Below are 19,598 nucleotides of genomic sequence, written 5' to 3'. Positions count from 1 at the left end.
ACCTCATGGTCGAAATTCATGTGCAGCGGACGATCGCCGCACCGGTGGAACAGGTCTTCGACTGGCTCGCCGATCCGGTCAATCTGGTTACGGCGCCGCTGGTTTTGAAGTCCGCCTGGACGAAAGACACGAAGGGGCCCGGTGTCGGAGCCGTTCGCGAGGTACTCGGCACCGGCATGTGGTTCCGGGAGGACATCACCGCCTACGACCGCCCGCACAGCTACACCTACCTCATCGTGCGCTCGGTTCCGGCCTTCGATCACGACGGCGGGACCCTGACGTTCACCCCCTCCGGGGACGGCACCCACGTCGACTGGCTGACCAACTACACCCACCCCCTCTATGCGGGAGGCAAGGTGATGGAGCTGGTCAGCCGACCGCTGCTGCGGTTGAATTTCCTCGCCATCCTGGCAGCCTGCGACAAAGCGCTTGTGAGTTAGCTGTGAAAGTGAATTTCTGCTTGGAAAAACTCGCGACCGCGCCGGGATGGGGTGTAGGACTACCCCTACCTGCCCAATGCGGTTGCCGAGGGGTCAGCCGTATGGGCAGGACAACTCGGGAGCCTCGATGAGCGCCGAACGCGCCGCGGGGCGCACTTTCGTGGTGACCGGCGCCGCCTCGGGCATCGGGCTGGCGACCGCCCGGCGACTACTGGACGAAGGCGGCACCGTCATCGGGGCCGATCTGGCGGCGCCGCCGGATCTGGGTCCGAATTTCCACTTCGTGACCGCCGACGTCAGCGACGAGACGGCGGTGGCCGCGATCTTCGCCGCGGTACCCGACCGACTCGACGGCGTGGTGCATTCCGCCGGGGTGGCCGGCGGGGGCCCGGTCCATCTGCTTCCGCAGTCCGAATGGGACCGGGTCATCAGGATCAACCTCACCGCCACGTTTCTGGTGGCCAAAGCCGCGCTGGCCACCATGATCGAACAGCCCCGGGTGGACGGCGAACGCGGTTCGATCGTGACGCTGGCCAGCGTCGAGGGCCTGGAAGGCACCGCGGGCGGTAGTTCGTACAACGCGGCCAAGGGTGGCGTCGTTTTGTTGACGAAGAACATCGCACTCGATTACGGGCCGAGCGGCATCCGGGCCAACGCGATCTGCCCCGGTTTCATCGAAACACCGCTTGCTGAAAGCGTTTTCGGCATACCCGGGATGGAGGGCCCGCGCGCCGCGATCACCCGCGAACACGCCCTGCAGCGACTGGGGCGACCCGAGGAAGTGGCGGCGATGGCGGCTTTCCTGGTGTCGACCGACGCCTCGTTCGTGTCAGGTCAGGCGATCGCGGTCGACGGCGGCTATCTGGCGGGCCGTGACCACGAGGTGGTCAAGTTGTTCGGACTGCCCGACTGAATCAGTCGCCCTTCGGGCCCTTCGGTTTCTTGCCGGGTTTGCCCGGGGGGCCCGGCGCCTGGGGCGGCGCAGGCGCAAGCTCCGACGTGCTGGCAATCGTCGACGTCTCGGTGGTCGGCGGCGGCAGCGGCGTGGTCGTGCCGGCCGGCGTCGGCGGTGGTGCGGAGAAGGGTGCGCCCAGCGCCATCAGCATGATCACCAGCAGGAGCACGGCGACGATGGCGGCGGCCCACAACTTGCGACTTACCCGGGTCGGCTCGGATTCCACCGGGATATACGTGGAGGGACCCGCCGGTGGCGTGGGCATGACCCGAGTGCGATTCGGCACCGGTGCGGGTACTGGCACCGGTGCGGGGCGGGAAGCGGGGGCGTTCAGGGCCTCCCGCATGGCGCCCGCCTGGTAGAACCGCGCGGCTGGGTTGCGCGTCATCGCCCGCTCGAACACCGCCGCCAACTCCGGGCGCACATCGGGGCGCAGCGCGGCGATCGGCGGCGGCGTTTCATGCAGGATCGCGTTCGCCAGCGCGGGGAACGCCTGCTGCGGGAACGGCCTGCGCCCGGTCAGAGCTTCATAGCCCACCACCCCGACGGCATAGAGATCGTCGGCCGGCGTGGCCGGCTTTCCGGCCAGCCGATCGGGACTCAGGTAAGCCATGGTGCCGACCACGTGGCCCGTCATGGTGCGCGCGCCACCGGCGGTCTTGGCGATGCCGAAATCCGCCAGCTTGGCCTCGCCGGCGGCGGTGAACAGGATGTTGCCGGGTTTGACGTCGCGGTGCAGAATTCCGGCGTCGTGTGCCGAGGCGAGCGCGGCGAGCACAGAATTGAGCACCGTCTGGACGAACGGTTGCGGGAGCGGGCCGCGCGCGATGTGGTCGGCCAGCGACACACCGGGCAGCCGCTCCATCACGATGAACGGCAGCCCCTGGTGCTCGCCGACATCGTGGACGATCACGATGTTCGAACTGCTGAGAGCGGCGGTCGCCCGCGCCTCCGTCTCGAATCGCAGCCGGGTGTCAGGCCCCTCCTCGTCGCCCGGACCTGACTGCAGCAGCTTGATCGCCACCGGGCGGCTCAGCTTGAGGTCCCAACCTTCGCGGACTTCGGACATGCCGCCACGGCCCAAGACCTTGCCCAGTTCGTAGCGACCACTGAGCACGCCGAGCGGCTGCGTCAACGTTTCGCGATACTCCATGGTCATTTCTCTTCTCAAATAACCACAGATATCCGAGCCGAAACTTGTGGCGTACGGTCGACGTGTCGTTATTCGGGGCCCGGCAGTGGTCGGCAATCGCGAATGGAAACACCAATGACGTCGACAACCGAGGTGAGTGGTCAGGTCGTTGCGCTGGCCCGGGGGATGCGGGACCTGGTCCGCGCCGAGGCGGGCGAGTCTGAGCGGGCGCGCACCTTGACCGGCGCCGTGGTCGACGAGATGTGGGACAGCGGCCTGATGACCGCACTGAGCCCCGCCCAGGCCGGCGGCATCGAGCCCTCGCTGGCCGAGATGATCGATACCTGGATCGAAATGGCTTGGCAGGACGGCTCTTTCGGATGGATCGGGATCGCGAACCTGCCGTCCCGATTCGCCGCGGCCAGCTACCTGAACGACGAGGGATTCGCGGAGGTGTTCACCGCCCACGACAATCACGTCACGATGGGCGGCCAGTTCTTTCCCAACGGACAGGGCGTCGTCGTCGACGGCGGTTACCGGCTGAGTGGATCGTGGAGCTTCGGTTCGGGGACCGGCCATTCGCAGTACGTGGCCGCGGGGTTCTTCCCGATGGACAACGGCGAGATGCGCTGGGTCAGCGAGGGCATTCCCGACATGCAGGTGGCCGTGGTGCCGCGGCAGGAGATTCAGTTCAACGACGGCTGGCATGTGCAGGGCCTCAAGGGCACGGGTTCCTACGACTACAGCGCCCAGGACGTGTTCGTGCCCGGCAGCAGGACGTTCGGGCTGTTCGACCGCCGGCCCTACCGGGGGACGTCGCCGGCCGCGCACATGGGACTGATGCCGGTGACCGCCGCCGGTCACGCCTCGTGGGCGCTCGGGGTGGCCAAGAGCATGCTCGATGACGTGGCAGAACTGGCCGCGACGAAGTACCGGATGAGTGACATGGCGTCGTTGGCCAGTCGCCCGACCTTTCAGAAGGGGCTGGCGCACCATGTGTCGGCCTGGCGGGCGGCTCGGCTGCTGGTGCTGGACGCGTTCGGCGCTGCCGAAGCGGCCGTTGCCGCCGGGGACGAACTGACTCCGATGCTGCGCGCGAACATGCGTGCCGCCGCCGTCTTCGCCACCGACACCTCCCGCGAATGCGCGGAATGGGCGCATCTGGTGGCGGGCACCAGTTCGATCCGAGAAGGCAGCCGGCTGGAGCGGGCCTTCCGGGACATCTACACCGGCACCCAGCACGCCTTCATCAGCGAGAAGGTTGCCATGGACTCGGCGCAGATCTGGCTCGGGATCATCGAGGACCAGTTCGGGCTCTAGCCTCGCGCTTTGGTCGCCGTAGGCTCGCGCCGAGCGTGACGTCACGGTGGAAAAATGCGCCGATTTCCGCCATGGCTTCACGCTGGGCGCACGGGTTCACTGCCAGGCCAGGATGCGTTCGGCGAGTTCCGGTCCGCTGTCCTCCTGAATGAAGTGGCTGGCGTTGATCCGGGCGTGTGGCTGCCCCTTCGCGCCGGGGATGTGCTCGATCAGCGGACGGTCCGCCCGTCCGAGAATCGGGTCGCGGTCCCCGAAGATGGCCAGGCATGGCTTCTGCCAACGGCCCAGCGCGTCCCAGGCGGCCCGGTTGGCGGGTATCGCCGGATCGTCGGACGAGGTCGGCACCAACTGTGGGAACACGCGGGCCCCGGCCTGGTACTTCCGGCCCGGGAAGGGTGCGTCGTAGCCGGCGCGCACGCGGGCCGGGACCTTGCGGACCGTGCCGGCCGCGACGATGCGACCGGCCGACAGCATCGGGGTGAAGCGGGCGAACGCGCGCCAGATGTAGAACGCGGGTGGAGTCGGCCGCGTCGCGGTGGGCAGGAAGCCGTTGGCCACCACCAGTCGTGCGACGCGGTCGCTCTGCTCGGCGGCGATGCGCAGCCCGATCAGCGATCCCCAGTCCTGGACGAACAGGGTCACGTCGCGCAGGTCAAGCTTCGCGAACCACGAGGTCACCCATTCCACGTGCCGCAGGTAGGTGTAATCCGTTCGGCTCGTTGGCTTGTCGGACTTTCCGAACCCGATCAAGTCGGGAGCCAGTACGCGGTGCCCCGCGCCGGACAGCGGCGGGATCATGGTGCGATACAGGTAGCTCCAGGTGGGTTCGCCGTGCAGCAGCACGATGGGGGAGCCGGTCGACGGTCCCTCGTCGAGGTAATGCATGCGCAGCGACGGGGTGTCACTTGCCGCGACGTCGACGTAGTGTGGGGCGAACGGGTAGCCCTCCAGATTCTCGAAGCGGGAGTCGGGGGTTCGCAGGACGTCCATGGCGTAGCTCCTTTGCGTTGACCGCGCGTGTTCACCACCGGTGATATCGCATCATGCGTAGCCGGGTAAAGTCGGTTAACATAGCCAACATTTCCCCGGGACATTGAGGAAGCCGCTTGCCATGAATGACCATGCACTGGCCGCTCAGTTGGCCTCGGAAGCCGGCCGGTTGCTACTGGGGGTTCGGGCGGAGTTCGCCGAAGCTGACGCGAGTGAGCGGAAAGCCGCGGGGGACAAGCGATCTCATGACTTTCTGATGGAGGCACTGGGCCGTCAGCGCCCGGGCGACGCGGTGTTGTCCGAGGAGGGCGCCGACGACCCGGTGCGATTGCGCAGCGAGCGGGTGTGGATCGTCGACCCCCTGGACGGCACCCGGGAATTCTCCGAACTCGACCGCGAGGACTGGGCGGTGCATGTCGCGCTGTGGCAGTCCGGCGAACTTGTCGCCGGGGCGGTCGCGCTGCCCGCGCAGCGAGTCACTCTGGCGACGCCGGACGTCCTACCGCCGCCGGAATCTTCGGGCCGGCCGCGCATCGTGGTGTCGCGCACCCGCCCGCCCGCCGTCGCACTGGCCGTCCGCGATGCCCTGGACGGGGAGCTGGTCGAAATGGGTTCGGCGGGAGCCAAAGTGGCGTCGATCGTGCAGGGCCTGTCGGACGTCTATGTGCACGCCGGAGGCCAGTACGAGTGGGATTCGGCCGCTCCGGTAGCGGTCGCGCGGGCCGCCGGATTGCACACCTCCCGCATCGACGGGTCGCCACTGGTGTACAACCGGGCCGATCCCAAGCTGCCCGATCTGGTGGTGTGTCGCCCCGAACTCGCCGAGTCGGTGCTGGGCGTCACCCGGCAGTCCTGACTTTCGGCTGTTCACGCCTGCGCGAGCCGTGCCAGGATGCCGGACACCACGCCGCCGCCCACGATCATCCCGACGGCCACGACGACGTCGATGGATCCGGTGACCAGTCCCACCACACCGGCGACGACGACGAAGTTGGGCAGCCAGTCGACGATCTGCAACACCGAGGGCACGTCCGCCTCCTCGCCGTTGTCCAGGGCGAACATCGCCGAGGCGTAGTCCGGGTAGAACTCGGTGAACGCGACCGCGAAGAAGATGGCCGCGAGTTGCAGGATCCAGCCCGTCCAGAAGTTCTCGGCGTCGTGCAGGATGAGGTTGCCGACCAGTCCGACGGCCGCGGCGAAGGTGAAAGCGCCGCCCCAGACGGCGGTGATCACGTTGTTGATCCGCTTGAACAGTGGGCTGTCCCAATGTTCCCGCGGGGTGCTGTCTTTCGCATAGGCCAGGGTGAACGGCCGGCGGAACAGCAGAGTCAGCCACACGAACAACGCCAGCGAGATGTTGGTCAGCTCGCCGGACCACATCTCGAGGAAGCGGATCACCGCGGCGGAGGCGAACAGGCCCACCACGGCAAGGGCGGCGAAGAAGGCCGCGCCGAACACTTCGAGAGCGTGAATCTTGATGCCGCGCGCCAGTCCGACCAGCATCACCAGCACCGAGAAGCCGAGGGCGGACACCACCGCAATCTCGAAGTGGCCGGGCGAGGCCAGGATCGACAACAGCGCCCACGGCGCGATGCCCGCGAAGGGTGAGGTGAGGAACCCGTCCAAGACGGACATGACGCGATTGGTGTTGTCCTTTGACGGCTGTGCGCCGCGGTCAACGTGTGCCGGCTGGGTCATCGTCGTGCTCCCTAGAATCCGATATTCCTAAATAGACAGGTCGATGTTGACATAAATTATCGTGACATGTCAATTGTGGAACGTTAGGATGGTCCTGTGAGTTTGCGACATGCCGCGTTAGGCCTGCTGTCCCAGGAGCCCGGAAGTGGCTATGACCTGCTGAAACGGTTCAAAGAATCGATGGACAACATGTGGCCGGCCACCCAGAGCCAGCTGTACGGCGAGCTCAACAAACTCGCCGACGCGGGGTTGATCAAGGTGTCCGACATCGGGCCGCGCGGTCGCAAGGAGTATGCGATCACCGATACCGGGCGGGCCGAGTTGCATCGGTGGATGCTGTCGCCGCAGGACGATCCGCCGGTGCGTAACGCCGCGATTCTGCGGGTTTTCCTGCTCGGCGAGCTGTCGCCGGAGCAGGCCCGTGAATATCTGAAGTCCTTGCTGTCGCTGTCCGAGCAGGAGCACGCGCACTATGCGCAGATCCTCGACTCCCACGACTGGACGGCCGACGACGCCTTCTTCGCCCGCGCCGCTCTGGAGCAAGGTCTGCGCTGGACGCAGCACGAGATCGAGTGGGCCCACTGGGTGATCGACGGCCTGGACAAGCGCGGGGGTTAGTCGTTGACCCGCAATGCATCACCCAGGGTCCAGACGGCCACGCCCAGCAGCACAACATCTTTGAGCAGAAACTGGCCCGGCTGGGCGGTCAGGACGGGAATGCCCGCGGCGTGTGAGGCGACCAGTCCGGGCGTCGTGAACAGGAAGCTCAATGTGCCCAGGAACAGCACGATGGCCAGTGCACTGCCCACCGCCGAGGCTCGTGGCCACCAGGGGCGGATCGCAATGAGCAGTGCCGCAACGATTTCCAGTGTCCCCAGCATCCGCGCGACTGTCGTCACGCCGGCGTAGTCGTAGATCCAGCTCATCAGCGGGCTGTGTTCGATCAGCACGCGGGCTTCCATCTTCACGTACTTGCCCAACCCGATCCAGGCCAATACGAGCACCAGTCCGTACCGGCTGATCAGTGCGCCGACGCGTTCGAGCGGAAAACTGCGGTAGGTGATTTGCACGCTGTCGTACACGGATTGCGGCTGTCGCGGGTTCAACCGCCGGCGTTCAAGGCACTCCGCATCCGCGATAGCGCCTCGGTCAGGATGGCTTGGGAGGTAGCGAAGTTCAGGCGCACGTGTCCAGCTCCGCCGGTGCCGAACACGTGGCCCGAGCTCAGTGCCACCCGGGCATGATTGACGAACCAGCGCGCGGGTCCGGACAGGTCCGATACCACCTTGATGCCCGCGGAATGCTCCTCGTCGAAGCCGAGTTCGCGGCAGTCCAGCCAGGCCAGGTAGGTGCCCTGTGGGCGCAACAGCCGGACGCCAGGCAGGTGCTCCTCGACCAGTTGCCCAAGCAGCGTGCGGTTTTCGTCCAGGCCACGCAACAGTGCGTCCAGCCAGTCGCCGGCGCTGCTGAAGGCCGCGGTATGCGCGATGAGGCCCAGATGGCTGGCGCCGTGGCCGACCTCTTCGGGCATGCGCCGCAGTTCGGCCGCGGACTCGGGGCCGGCGATGGCCAGCGCTGCCTTGAGCCCGGCGAGATTCCACGCCTTGGACGCCGACGTCAACGCCAATCCGTTCTCGGCGCCGGGAACGCTGAGGTAAGGGGTGAATCGGGCGCCGGGCATGATGAGTGGCGCGTGTATCTCGTCGGAGACCACTCTGATGTCATACCGTCTGGCGAGTTCGGCTGTGGTCTGCAGCTCTTCAGCGGTGTGCACCGCACCCGTCGGGTTATGCGGATTGCACAGCAGATAACCGACTTTGCCGCTGGGGCCGGCCGACTTGCGTGCCCGGGCGAACGCATCCTGCAGCGTGTTGAAGTCGATTCGCCCGTCGGTGCCCAGCGGCGCTTCGGCGACGTTGCGGCCGTCGTGCGAGACGAACGCGTAAAAGGGTGCGTAGACAGGCGAATTGACGATGACGGTATCGCCGGGGTCGGTGACCAGTCGCAGCATTTCGACCACGCCCAGCATGACGTCCGGCACTACCCGGGTACGTCCGACCGATAACCCGTCCCATTGCCAACGCCGCGTGGCGAATTCGCTGATCGCCTGTGCGTAGCCTTTGCCGTGCGGGTATCCGGTGTCGCCGGCGTCGACGGCGCGGTGGATGGCCTCGGCCACTTCCGGTGCGAGGTTGACGTCCATCTCGGCGACCCACAACGGCAGCACATCCGCCGGGTACGCGCGCCACTTCATGCTGGTGCGGCGGCGCAGCTGCTCCAGCGTCAACTCCTCGAGCGGGTTGCCCTCCTTGCGCGAGCAGTCGCAAACTCGCACAGATTTGTCGGCCATCATGCGATTTTGCGACTGCTCGGCAGCGGTGTCCACAGGGGTGACTGGTCAAGCACCGGTGCTGTGAGCATGCTCGCGCTGTGCTGGCTGACGCGATAGCGCTCATAGAGAAATGCGGGGGATTCGCCACCACCGCTCAACTCCTGACGATAATGACTCGCCAGCAACTCGATGTGCAGGTGAAAGCGGGCCGCATCCAACGGGTATGGCGCGGGGTCTACGCGGCACACGACCCGAATCTGTTGGGACGCTTGACCGCACTGGACATCTTCGCGGGCCGGCGCTTGGTCGTGTGCATGGGTACCGCGGCTCGCTTGTACGGGTTCGACACGGAGAACACTGCCGCCATTCACGTGCTGGATCCCGGTGTTCGCATGCGCCCGACTGTTGGTCTGATGGTTCATCAGCGTACCGGAGCGAGACTGCAGCGGGTTTCTGACCGTTTGGCAACGGCGCCGGCGTGGACTGCGGTCGAGGTTGCCAGACAGTTGCGCCGGCCACGGGCGCTGGCAACGCTGGATGCTGCCCTGCGGTCGAGGCAGTGCAGCCGCGACGAACTTCAGTGCGCGGTTGTCGACCAGAAGGGGCGTCGCGGCATTGTCGCGGTACGCGACTTACTGCAATTTGCCGACGGACGTGCCGAATCCGCAATGGAAAGCGAGGCCCGCCTAGTCGTCATCGACTTCGGGTTGCCGATTCCCGAACTGCAATATGAGATCCGCGGAATCGACGGCGATCTGTTCCGCGTCGACTTCGCCTGGCCCGCGCTGCGTTTGGCTGCCGAATACGAAAGCATCGACTGGCACTCGGGTCGGACCGCGATGCTTAGAGACAAATGGAAGTGGGGCCAGATTCAAGAGGTCGGGTGGACGATCATCCCGATAGTGGTAGACGACGTCAGGCTGTACCCGGCGCGGCTCGCCGAGCGGATTCGCAGCCACCTGAACCGCGCGGCCTAACCCCGGCGAGCAGACGCGAACTCGCACGATTTGCGAACAACATGTGCGAGTTCGCGTCTGCTCGCGCCACAAAGGTGACCGCTCGCACGGCTGGCGTCGAGCCCGGAACAAAGGTTAGGTTATGGTGCAAGGGTGTTCACGCTGCGGTTCGACCTGCGTGCGCCGGACTGGGGCGCCCCGGCCGCGGACCTCTACGCCGCCGCCGTCGACATGTGTGAGTGGGCGGAGACGAGGGGTGCGGTGCTGGTGGTGCTGTCGGAGCACCACGGTGCCGAGGACGGCCATCTGCCGGCACCGCTGATGCTTGCGTCGGCGATCGCGGCCCGCACCCGTCAGCTGGCGATTCTCGTTGCGGCGGTGCCGATTCCGTTGTGGGACCCGGTCCGGCTCGCCGAGGAGATCAGCGTGCTGGACCTGATCAGCCGGGGACGGGTGGCCTACGCCCTCGGCGTCGGCCACCGCCCCGAGGAATACGACCACTTCGGCATCGACATGAGCGTGCGCGGCCGGACCGCAGACGAAATCGTCGCGGTGCTGGGCCCGTTGGTGCGGGGGGAGCCCGTCACCTACCGCGGCCGCCGGGTCCGGGTGACGCCCCGCTGCGCCTCGACGGACGGACCGCCGATGCTGATCGCCGGGGGCAGCAGGGCCGCGGCCCGACGGGCCGGCACCCACGAGCTCGGGTTCATCTCCCAGACAGCCCAGCCCGGCCTCAAGGAGTACTACGAAGCCCAGTGCCGCGAACACGGGCATCAGCCGGCCATGTTTCAGGGTCCGGTACCCGGCTCGGCCACAACGGTTTTCGTCGCCGACGACGTCGATGAGGCCTGGGACGAGCTGGGGCCGCACCTGTTGCACGACGCTCGCATGGCGGCGTCCTACCGGCCGCACGACGACGCGGTCGCGAGCATCACCCGCGCCGACAGCGTGACGGCCTTGCGTGCTGAGGGCGCTGACGGCGGCCCCTACCGGATCCTGACACCGCAACAGGCCGCCGATTACGCGCAGCCGCTTCCGTTGCATCCGCTGTGCGGTGGCCTGGCGCCAGAGGTGGCCTGGCGGTACCTGCAACGCGCCACCGCCGAATGAGAGGGGACAATGCCCGTGCGTGTCGTCGTATGGTCCACCGGGGGAGTCGGGTCCCACGCGATCGAGGCCGTCCGGGGCCGACCTGACCTTGAACTCGTTGGCGTGTGGGTGCATTCGCCCGACAAGGTGGGCAAGGACGCCGGTGAACTCGCCGGCGGCGAGCCACTGGGCCTCCGAGCGACTCATGACGCCGAGGCGCTGATCACCCTGCGGCCGGACTGTGTGGTGTACGCGGCCAGCGGTCCGGAACGCGACGCCGCCGCGGTGCCCGACTACCTGCGACTCCTGCAGGCGGGCATCAATGTCGTGTCGACGTCATCGACGAGTCTGGTGTATCCGCCGTCGTACTTCTCTCCGCAGTGGCGCGACGAGCTGCAGCAGGCGGCGCTCGCCGGAGGGGCATCCTTCTACGCCTCGGGGATCTTCCCCGGCTTCGCCTCGGATCAGCTCGCGTTGATGCTCACCACCCAGTCGAAAAGAATCCGCCGCATTACCGTGAGCGAGGTGTCGCTCAACGACCACTACCCGGTGGCCGACGTGATGGTGAACGGCATGGGCTTCGGCCGCCCACTGGAATTCGAACCGATGCTCAAGACGCCCGGCTTCATCGAAATGGCTTGGAAAGCACCGCTATACCTGATTGCCGACGGACTGCAAGTCCAGATCGACGAGGTGCGCGGCACCCTGGACCGCCAGCTGACCACACGCGATATCGAGGTCGCGTTCGGCACCATCCCCGCCGGCACCTGTGGTGCCGTGCGGACCAGGGCCGCCGCGGTGGTCGACGGCCGGGAAGCCATCGTGATCGAGCACGTGATCCGGATGGCACGCGACGTCGCACCCGACTGGCCGGCCTCGGACAGCGACGCCACCTACCGCGTCGACATCGACGGCGATCCCGACGTGCACTGCGTGCTGACGCTCGGCGCGCCCGAAGGTCATGGCGCCGGCAGAGCGGCGATGGCGGCCACCGCCATGCGCGTGGTCAATGCCATCCCGTATGTCGTCGCGGCGCAACCCGGTCTGCTCAGTTCGCTGGATCTGCCGACGACGTTGCCGCGCCATGTGTTTGGCGGCTAGGCGAGTTGCACGCGGCCGGTGATCAGATCCATGATCGCCTTGCCCGGGGCGAAGGACCCGGTGATCGACGCCATGGCGTGTCCCTGGTCGACGTTCAGCGTGATCCCGTTGACCGAGGCCGCTGCGTCGCTGTTGAGCATGATCATCGCCTTGCCGATGTCCTCGGGAGTCAGGGTCGCGCTGCCGGTGTCGTCGCGGTAGTCCTGAGCGAAGGTCAGCCACAGGTCGGCATTCGCGCGCGCCAGCGGAGTGTCGGTGGGGCCGGGGCAGACCGCGTTGATCCGCACACCCTTCTTCTGGAACGGGTAACCCTGCCACGCGACATACCCGTTGATCGCCTTCTTGCTGAACCCGTAGTGGATGATGCCCTGCGGCTCGCGCTCCTGGCACCAGTCGTGCGCGGACTTGTAGTCCGGCGCGGCCAGGAAGTCCTGAACGAGTTCCAGGTCGTTCTCCCAGCCCATCCCGGCCACCGACGAGATGAAGCAGATGGCCGCGCCACGGGGGAGCAGGTCCTTCTCGAACAACCGCTCGATCAAATGGCGGTGCCCGATGAAGTTGACCCGCATCAGCTTTGGCCCGTCGGCCACACCGGCGGCGGAGAACAGCTTGTGCACCGGCCCGTCCAGCTCGTCGACAGCGCGGTCGATCGCATCCTGGTCGCTGAGGTCCAGTGAGATCACCCGATCGACATCGAAGTCCACCGGCGCGAAGTCCATCACGGTCACATGCGCTCCGAGCGACTTGGCGAGCTGTGCCGCTGCGGCGCCCATTCCGGTCGCGCCGCCGACCACCAGGACGCGCTTGCCCTCGTAGCCCAATAAGTCTGACGCCGTCGTCATCTTCAACCCCTTAATTCCCTGGTGGTTCGTGCACCGACGTTACAGTATCCGGACAAGATGTAAGTTTCAATCGGGTGGTTGACCGTTGTCGCAGATCCCACGTAGCCTACGTGGGACAAATTTTAGGTCAGGCGGAATCAGCTGTGTTCACCCTGCGCTTCGACATGCGGGCCCCTGCTTTCGGGGCCGATCCGGCAGCGTTGTACGCCACCGCGCCGCAGATGTGCGCGTGGGCGGAAGACCACGGCTGCCTGGCCGCCGTCATGCGTGAGCACCACGGCTCCGAGGACGGCTACCTGCCGTCGCCCCTGCTCCTGGCGTCGGCGGTGGCCGCAAGTACGCAGCGGCTGACGTTGAGCCTCATCCTGATCCTGCCGTTCTACGACCCGGTGCGACTGGCCGAGGACATCGCGGTGCTCGACATCCTCAGCAACGGGCGGGCCTCCTACATCATGGCGCTGGGCTACCGGCCGGAGGAATACAAGATCTTCGGGCTCGATCTCGGTGACCGTGGCCGGCTGGCCGACGAGAAGCTGGGCCTGCTGCGCCGGCTGCTTGCCGGGGAGACGGTGGTCCGGGACGGCCGGCAGATCTTCGTGACGCCCCGGCCGCTGACCGCCGGAGGGCCCGCGATGATGTGGGGCGGCGGAAGTCTGGCCGCGGCCCGGCGGGCCGGTAGGTATGGGCTGGGCATGCTGGCCAATGCCAATGTGCCGGGGATGCAGCAAGCCTACGAGGATTCCTGCCGCAAGCACGGCTACCAGCCTGGGCCGACGTTCTTTCCCGACCGCAGCACGCCGTCGGTGTGCTTCGTCGCCGACGATGTGGACGAGGCCTGGGCGGAGTTGGGCGAGTATCTGTTGCACGACGCGCGCACCTATGCGGCGTGGAATCCCGGCAACGAGGTGTCGGCGGGTTTCACTCATGTCGACACCGTCGACGAGTTGCGCGAGGCCGCGGCCTCGCACGTGATCTACTCGGTGCCGGAGGCGATTTCGCGGGTGCGCGCCGGAAAGATGCTGGCGATGTCACCGCTGTGCGGCGGGCTGCCGCCGGAGATCGCGTGGCCGTATCTCAAGCGGGTAGGGGAGGTCGTGCTGCCTGAGGCTTCCGGGACATCCGGAAACAGCGAGAGCACGCTCGGCGAATTGCTGTCGAACAAGAACGGGTGATTGATGACTGGGGCCAGCACCACCGAAATCTATTACGACCCTTTTGACTTCGAGATCGACGACAATCCGTACCCGATCTGGAAGCGGATGCGGGACGAAGTCCCGTTGTACTACAACGAGAAATACAATTTCTACGCGCTGAGCCGCTACGAGGACGTCGCCCCCGAACTGACGAACTGGGAGACCTACCGCTCGGGCCGCGGCACCACCATGGACATCATCATGAGCGGAATCCAGGTGCCGCCCGGGGTGATCCTGTTCGAAGACCCGCCTCTGCACGACCTGCATCGCCGTTTGTTGTCAAGGGTTTTCACGCCGCGGCGGATGGAGGCGATCGAGCCGCTGACCCGGGACTTCTGCGTGCGCGCGCTCGACCCGCTGGTCGGCTCCGGCCGGTTCGACTTCATCGAGAATCTCGGCTCGATGATCCCGATGCGCACCATCGGCTACCTGCTGGGCATCCCGGAAGAGGGCCAGGCGCACATCCGGGACCGCGGTGGGCGCGCCATCAACCTCACCGAGGGCACCTTCCGGGCCGTCGACCACGACCTGTTCGAGAAGAGCTACGAGGTGTTCTCCGACTACATCGACTGGCGGACCCAACATCCCTCCGACGACCTGATGACGCAGCTACTCAACGCCGAGGTCGAAGACAACGGGGTGACCCGGCGCCTGGATCGCACCGAGGTGCTGATGTACACCAGCATGATCGCCGGTGCCGGCAACGAGACGACCACCCGGCTGATCGGGTTCATCGGCCAGCTGCTGGCCGAGCATCCCGATCAGCGCGCCGAGATCGTGGCCAATCCGTCCTTGATCCCGATGGCCATCGAGGAGGTGTTGCGCTACGAGGCGCCGTCGCCGGTGCAGGCGCGCCACGTCGCCCACGATGTCGAGTGTCACGGCACGGTGGTACCCGAAGGCTCAATCATGTTGCTGCTCAACGGGTCGGCCAACCGCGACGAGCGCCGGTACGTGGATGGAGAGCGGTTCGACATCCACCGCGGCGGCGCGCACCTGAGCTTCGGGCACGGTCTGCACTTCTGTCTGGGCTCGGCACTGGCCCGCATGCAGGCGCGGGTGGCCCTCGAAGAAGTGATCAAACGCTGGCCGGAATGGGACGTCGACTACGACAACGCCGTCAAAGCGCACACCAGCAGTGTGCGGGGCTGGGCGAAACTGCCTGTCATCACGGGGTAATGTCGGCCGGTGTTTGCCTACCGGTTGCCCGCCACCATGGTGGCGCTGACATTGGCGGCGGTGGGGTGTAGTCACTCGAGCCAGGCACCGCGGACCAGCAACGCGGTCAAAGTGACGATGACCAACAACGGCGGCAGCAATCGCTGCGTGCTGGACACCACGACCGTTCCGGCCGGTCCAGTGACCTTCACGGTGTCCAATGCGGGCGCACTGGGCATCTCTCACGTGGAGTTGCTCAAAGACCAGCGCATCATCGGCGAGAAGGAAAGCGTGGACCCCGGCGAGGAACCCGTGTCCTTCACCGTCACCCTGGACGGCGGCGCCTACCAGATCTATTGTCCCAGCGCGGGCGTCGAATATCAGACCCTGACCGTGACGGGGCGGGCACCGGCGCCTGCTGACGGGCCGGTGGCAGCTCTATTCCTCAAGGCCGCCAAGGACTTCGCCCCGTACGTTGTCGATCAAATGGGTCAACTCAAAGGTGCGGTGCAGGCACTCGATGCGGCCGTGCAGTCGGGCAACGTCGACGGCGCGAAAGCGGCTTACGCGCAGGCGCGACCGTTCTACGGGCGCATCCAGTCGAGCGTGGACGGTTATCTGCTGCCAGGATTCACCGTCGGTGACAACGCGGGGAATCTCGATTACCTGATTGACATGCAGGAGGCCACTCCCGTCGACGCCAAGGTCGGCTGGAAAGGCTTTCACGCCATCGAGCGCGACCTGTGGCAGGCCGGTGCCATCACGGCCGGCACCAAGGCGCTCAGCACCGAATTGGTCAGCAACATCGGCACATTGAACACCACGGTCGCCACCCTGCGTTTCCGGCCGGAGGATGTGGCCAACGGCGCGGCCGATCTGATCGAGGATGTCTACAACACCAAGATCACCGGTGAGGAAGAAGCGTTCAGCCACCTCGATTTCGTCGACTTCGCCGCCAACGTCGAAGGCGCACAACAGGCCTACAAGTTGTTGCGGCCGGGGCTGAATGAGATCGACAGCAGCCTGGTGCAGCAGATCGATCAGCAATTCCAGGATGTCCAGGCCATGCTGGATCACTACCGTGATCCGACGAAGCTGGGTGGCTACCGGATCTACACGTCGGATGTGCGCGAGCGCGACACGCCCAAGTTGACCGCGGTCATCGCGCCGCTGCATCAGAGTCTGTCCGCCATCGCCCAGAAAGTCGTCACCGCGAACTGACCGGGCGACTGTTCAAACGGTGGTAAACGGGTACGGCAACCCGATGGAGATCACGATCACCTTCGTCGGCAACGCCACCACGTTGATTCGCAGCGGGGATATCACCGTGCTGACGGATCCGAACTTCCTGCACAAGGGCCAACGCGCGTATCTCGGCCATGGCCTGGTGTCCAAGCGCCGCCGAGAACCCGCACTGTCCGCCGACCAGCTGCCCCCGATCGATGCGGTCGTGCTGTCGCACATGCACGGTGACCATTGGGACCGCGTCACCGAAAAGCACCTGGACCGCCGGCTGCCGATCCTGACCACCCCGAAGGCGGCCGGCAGGCTGCGGCAGAAGGGGTTCGAGCAATCCTGCGCAATGTCGACCTGGCAGACGCACACCATCGTCAAGGGCGACCGGCAGCTGACCGTGACATCACTGCCCGGCCGTCACGCCCCGATGTGGGCCAGGGCGCTGGTCCCGCCGGTGATGGGCAGCATGCTGGAGTTCGGCCCGGTCGACGGCCCGCAGCGCCGCCGGCTCTACATCTCCGGCGATACCCTCCTGGTCGACGAACTCGGCGAGATACCTGTTCGGTTCGACGCCATCGACGCAGGCATCCTGCACCTCGGCGGGACCCGGCTACCCGCCGGATCCAGGCTGCCATTCGGACTCACCGTGACGATGGACGGCCAACAGGGAGCCGGGTTGGTCGAACTGCTCGACCTGCCGAAGACGATCCCGATCCACTTCGACGACTACACCGTTTTCGCATCGCCCCTGGCCGAGTTCACACAGGAGATGACGCGCCGCGGAATTGGCGATCGCGTCGTCGAGATCGAGCGGGGTGGTTCCGTCTCGATCTGAGACGATCTAAGCCTGATCGACCAGGACCGCGCCGTCGGGCCGGTCCCCGAGGGTCTGCAGCTGCAGCGCAAGGCTTTCGCCCTGCGCGGTGAGCCTCAGGATCTGGGCCAGCTCGGCGGGCGCGTCACACTGCATGTAGTGATCGGCGCCCGGCACCACCCAGTACCGGCTACGGGACGGCATACCGCGCAGATACGTCTGCCAGACATGGTTCGCGACCCGCAGCGGGGCCACCGTGTCGTGCAGGCCCCAGACCAGCGTGACGTTGACTGGAAGCTGGGAAAGTCTTTCCAGCCAACTCTTTTCATCAGCAGCACGCTCATGCAGATACTGGATGGTGTCCGGCAGCACCCGCATCCCGTCGTTGTAGGCAAAGCACTTCGCCAGTGCCGCGATCTCGGGATTGTCCGGGGTGCGGCGCGGCATGAAGGTGGTGAATCCGAGGCCGGCGGCCAGTAACTCCGGCGTCGTCTCCGCGGCGGTGGCGCGGGCGGTCTTGTCGTTGAGCAGCGCGGTCTGGAACGCCGTCAGGTTCGACAACGGCAGGTAGATATTGCCGTTGGTGAGAATCAGATCACTTGGCAGTGCCGACTTTTCGGCCAGCAGGCCCACCGCGATCATGCCGACGCTGCAGCCGCGGTCGTGCGTGATCATCTGGTAGTCGGTCAGCTTCCACACCTCGGTGATGGCGTGCACGAGCAGACGCGCATCGTCGTAGAGCGAATAGACGTAGGGCTCGGGCGGCTTGTCGGACACGCCGTAGCCGGGAAAGTCCAGGGCGAAGATCTCGAACTCGTCTTTGAGCTCCCGCGCCAACGGGAAGTAGTCGATGCTGGACGTCGGAAACCCGTGCACGCACACCAGTGCCGGCTTACCCGGCGTGCCGTAGCGCCGCAGAAACACCGTGACCGACTGCCCGTCATTGGCTTCGGTGGTTGAGCGCCAACGCAATTCCGTTCCGCCGTTGTTCCATTCGACGAAAATGTCCATGGCTGTGGCCTTTCTAGGCTAGAGGGAACGTCACGACGGACAGGAGGAGCGGTGACTGGTTGCCCTTGAGTTGAGGGGTCGCCAGCATGTCCGGGCCGAAGAACGAGCCGCTGAGGTAATTGTCGGCACTCCACACCTGGGCTGGATTGACCTGGCCCTGGTAGCTGAAACCCTCGATGACGTAGGGCTGGCCGTCGGCCTCGAACAGCGACGGTCCGTTCATCAGCTGGAAGTGCAGGTGCGGTGCGTTGGAGTTGCCGGTGTTGCCCAGCTTGGCGATCTGCTGACCCTTCTTGACCTTGTCGCCGGGCTTGACCAGCAGTGAGCCCTGGATGAGGTGGGCGTACATGGCGTAGAGGCCGTCGCCGATGTCCAGGATGATGTGGTTGCCGTCGACGTTGTCGACGGTCAGCTTGGCGGCCAGGACCGGGTCGGAGGCGGGCAGGATGCCGGGCACGTTGGCTTCGACATTGTCGAGCGTGGACACGACCGTGCCGTCGGCCACCGCGTAGATCGCCGACCCGTAGTCGATGAAGCTCTCGTTCCTGGTCTGATCGCCGGCGTAGAAGTTGCCCTGATCGTTCATCCGCATCCAGTCGATCGCGAAGCGCTGACTGTTGTTGAGCTTCATGTTCAGCGGCAGGATGGCGTCGCGGTGCGCCCAGCCCGGGTCGCAGCACCCGTTGAACGCCACCCAGTTGTTGCCTTTCAGCGGTGCGGCGATGACGCGCGGCATCCCGGCGGAGATGTTGAACGGCGCGCCCAGGGTGTCGAAGGGACCCGGCTCTTTCGACGCCGGGTTGGCCACACCGTTGCCGTGGAACCGGAGCATCACCGCCTTCGGGAAGTCGGACAGGTTGTCCTGGCGGAAATCGATGAGCAGCGACCGCGAAGTGCCCGGTGGGATGGTGAAGTCTGGCGCCGGGGCAGCGGGCAGCACGCGCAGCCGGTTGCAGTTGCCGTAGTTGCATGCGGGATCGACCAATTGGTTGCCGGAGAACGACGCGAGGACCTTGCCGGGCTCCTTCCCGTCGACCACGTCGACGCCGTTCAGCGTGGCAGGCTCCGAACTGGAGTTGGTGACCTGCATGTCGAACGCCAGATGATATTTGTCGTCGGTGCCGGGGAAGGGGAACGTCGGCCGGCTGATCGGGGCGACCGTCAACGGCGTGAAGGCATTGGGGACGGTGACGCCGTTCAGAGGGTCTGGCGGTGCGGGGGTACTCGTGGCGGCGGGTTGCTTTGGCGAGGTGGTACACGCGGCAAGGATGAGCACGAACCCCAGGACCGCCAAACTGCGCCGTTTCGCCATCGGGTGAGCATAGTATTCC

General features: G+C 66.0%; 20 protein-coding genes. 12 read left to right on the top strand and 8 right to left on the bottom strand.

Translation table 11 applies throughout. The features are described from left to right. The first annotated feature begins 5 nt into the window (after positions 1 to 5). Positions 6 to 440 carry an SRPBCC family protein gene (locus C0J29_RS19135; protein ID WP_065044787.1) on the top strand — a complete coding sequence of 145 codons (435 nt, stop codon included), beginning with the start codon at positions 6 to 8 and terminating at the stop codon, positions 438 to 440. Between the two features lie 127 nt (positions 441 to 567). Then, positions 568 to 1,353 (top strand): SDR family NAD(P)-dependent oxidoreductase, encoded by a 786-nt coding sequence (locus C0J29_RS19130; protein WP_065165050.1) that lies wholly within the window; start codon positions 568 to 570, stop codon positions 1,351 to 1,353. Position 1,354: 1 nt separating this feature from the next. Here the strand turns inward: C0J29_RS19130 and C0J29_RS19125 are convergent, their stop codons facing one another. Continuing rightward, the gene (locus tag C0J29_RS19125; RefSeq protein ID WP_174814848.1) at positions 1,355 to 2,548 is read right to left on the bottom strand and encodes a serine/threonine-protein kinase; all 1,194 of its coding nucleotides are present in this window, start codon (positions 2,546 to 2,548) and stop codon (positions 1,355 to 1,357) included. Between the two features lie 114 nt (positions 2,549 to 2,662). On the opposite strand from C0J29_RS19125, the gene C0J29_RS19120 reads away from it, so the two are divergent. Continuing rightward, entirely contained in the window at positions 2,663 to 3,847 is a 1,185-nt protein-coding gene (locus tag C0J29_RS19120) for an acyl-CoA dehydrogenase family protein (protein ID WP_120793226.1), read from the top strand. A gap of 96 nt (positions 3,848 to 3,943) precedes the next feature. Here the strand turns inward: C0J29_RS19120 and C0J29_RS19115 are convergent, their stop codons facing one another. Further along, positions 3,944 to 4,837, bottom strand: coding sequence for a haloalkane dehalogenase (locus C0J29_RS19115; RefSeq protein WP_120793225.1), 894 nt, complete (start codon positions 4,835 to 4,837; stop codon positions 3,944 to 3,946). A 121-nt stretch (positions 4,838 to 4,958) separates the two neighbouring features. Between C0J29_RS19115 and C0J29_RS19110 the strand changes: the two genes are divergently transcribed. After that, a complete protein-coding gene (locus C0J29_RS19110; protein ID WP_120793224.1) occupies positions 4,959 to 5,693 on the top strand; it encodes a 3'(2'),5'-bisphosphate nucleotidase CysQ in 735 nt (244 codons plus the stop codon). Positions 5,694 to 5,704: 11 nt separating this feature from the next. On the opposite strand, the gene C0J29_RS19105 is transcribed toward C0J29_RS19110, so the two are convergent. After that, complete coding sequence (locus C0J29_RS19105; RefSeq protein ID WP_120793223.1) at positions 5,705 to 6,535, bottom strand: DUF3159 domain-containing protein; 831 nt, start codon at positions 6,533 to 6,535, stop codon at positions 5,705 to 5,707. 96 nt (positions 6,536 to 6,631) lie between these two features. Between C0J29_RS19105 and C0J29_RS19100 the strand changes: the two genes are divergently transcribed. Continuing rightward, positions 6,632 to 7,153, top strand: a complete 522-nt coding sequence (locus tag C0J29_RS19100; protein WP_120793222.1) for a PadR family transcriptional regulator — start codon at positions 6,632 to 6,634, stop codon at positions 7,151 to 7,153. Here the strand turns inward: C0J29_RS19100 and C0J29_RS19095 are convergent. Together C0J29_RS19095 and C0J29_RS19090 are read right to left on the bottom strand one after the other, a co-directional pair. Then, positions 7,150 to 7,617, bottom strand: coding sequence for a YkgB family protein (locus C0J29_RS19095; protein WP_242460479.1), 468 nt, complete (start codon positions 7,615 to 7,617; stop codon positions 7,150 to 7,152). The two genes, C0J29_RS19100 and C0J29_RS19095, sit on opposite strands and share 4 nt — an antisense overlap. A gap of 20 nt (positions 7,618 to 7,637) precedes the next feature. After that, complete coding sequence (locus tag C0J29_RS19090; RefSeq protein ID WP_120794833.1) at positions 7,638 to 8,885, bottom strand: MalY/PatB family protein; 1,248 nt, start codon at positions 8,883 to 8,885, stop codon at positions 7,638 to 7,640. An 80-nt stretch (positions 8,886 to 8,965) separates the two neighbouring features. On the opposite strand from C0J29_RS19090, the gene C0J29_RS19085 reads away from it, so the two are divergent. From C0J29_RS19085 to C0J29_RS19075, 3 genes are all read left to right on the top strand, one after another. After that, a complete protein-coding gene (locus C0J29_RS19085; RefSeq protein ID WP_197748214.1) occupies positions 8,966 to 9,844 on the top strand; it encodes a hypothetical protein in 879 nt (292 codons plus the stop codon). A 132-nt stretch (positions 9,845 to 9,976) separates the two neighbouring features. Continuing rightward, positions 9,977 to 10,933: an LLM class flavin-dependent oxidoreductase gene (locus tag C0J29_RS19080; protein ID WP_120793220.1), complete on the top strand. Its 957-nt coding sequence runs from the start codon at positions 9,977 to 9,979 to the stop codon at positions 10,931 to 10,933. 9 nt (positions 10,934 to 10,942) lie between these two features. Beyond that, positions 10,943 to 12,013, top strand: coding sequence for an NAD(P)H-dependent amine dehydrogenase family protein (locus C0J29_RS19075; RefSeq protein ID WP_120793219.1), 1,071 nt, complete (start codon positions 10,943 to 10,945; stop codon positions 12,011 to 12,013). Here the strand turns inward: C0J29_RS19075 and C0J29_RS19070 are convergent. Beyond that, the gene (locus C0J29_RS19070) at positions 12,010 to 12,855 is read right to left on the bottom strand and encodes an SDR family oxidoreductase (RefSeq protein WP_065044796.1); all 846 of its coding nucleotides are present in this window, start codon (positions 12,853 to 12,855) and stop codon (positions 12,010 to 12,012) included. The genes C0J29_RS19075 and C0J29_RS19070 overlap by 4 nt on opposite strands. Before the next feature lie 143 nt (positions 12,856 to 12,998). On the opposite strand from C0J29_RS19070, the gene C0J29_RS19065 reads away from it, so the two are divergent. From C0J29_RS19065 to C0J29_RS19050, 4 genes are read left to right on the top strand one after another with little or no spacing between them, the layout of a single operon-like run. After that, positions 12,999 to 14,027, top strand: a complete 1,029-nt coding sequence (locus tag C0J29_RS19065) for an LLM class flavin-dependent oxidoreductase (RefSeq protein WP_120793218.1) — start codon at positions 12,999 to 13,001, stop codon at positions 14,025 to 14,027. A gap of 3 nt (positions 14,028 to 14,030) precedes the next feature. After that, on the top strand, positions 14,031 to 15,227 hold the full coding sequence (locus C0J29_RS19060) for a cytochrome P450 (protein ID WP_120793217.1): 1,197 nt from the start codon (positions 14,031 to 14,033) through the stop codon (positions 15,225 to 15,227). A 36-nt stretch (positions 15,228 to 15,263) separates the two neighbouring features. Then, positions 15,264 to 16,427, top strand: a complete 1,164-nt coding sequence (gene efeO, locus C0J29_RS19055) for an iron uptake system protein EfeO (protein ID WP_371872495.1) — start codon at positions 15,264 to 15,266, stop codon at positions 16,425 to 16,427. Between the two features lie 43 nt (positions 16,428 to 16,470). Further along, entirely contained in the window at positions 16,471 to 17,277 is an 807-nt protein-coding gene (locus C0J29_RS19050) for an MBL fold metallo-hydrolase (RefSeq protein ID WP_120794831.1), read from the top strand. Between the two features lie 6 nt (positions 17,278 to 17,283). On the opposite strand, the gene C0J29_RS19045 is transcribed toward C0J29_RS19050, so the two are convergent. Together C0J29_RS19045 and C0J29_RS19040 are read right to left on the bottom strand one after the other, a co-directional pair. Next, positions 17,284 to 18,267 carry an alpha/beta fold hydrolase gene (locus tag C0J29_RS19045; RefSeq protein ID WP_120793216.1) on the bottom strand — a complete coding sequence of 328 codons (984 nt, stop codon included), beginning with the start codon at positions 18,265 to 18,267 and terminating at the stop codon, positions 17,284 to 17,286. A 13-nt stretch (positions 18,268 to 18,280) separates the two neighbouring features. Next, the gene (locus C0J29_RS19040; protein ID WP_120794830.1) at positions 18,281 to 19,579 is read right to left on the bottom strand and encodes a M23 family metallopeptidase; all 1,299 of its coding nucleotides are present in this window, start codon (positions 19,577 to 19,579) and stop codon (positions 18,281 to 18,283) included. Positions 19,580 to 19,598: the final 19 nt, after the last annotated feature.

The organism is Mycobacterium paragordonae, from assembly GCF_003614435.1.
GTDB classification, from domain to species: Bacteria; Actinomycetota; Actinomycetes; order Mycobacteriales; family Mycobacteriaceae; genus Mycobacterium; species Mycobacterium paragordonae.
This window is presented reverse-complemented; position numbering and strand designations above follow the sequence as displayed.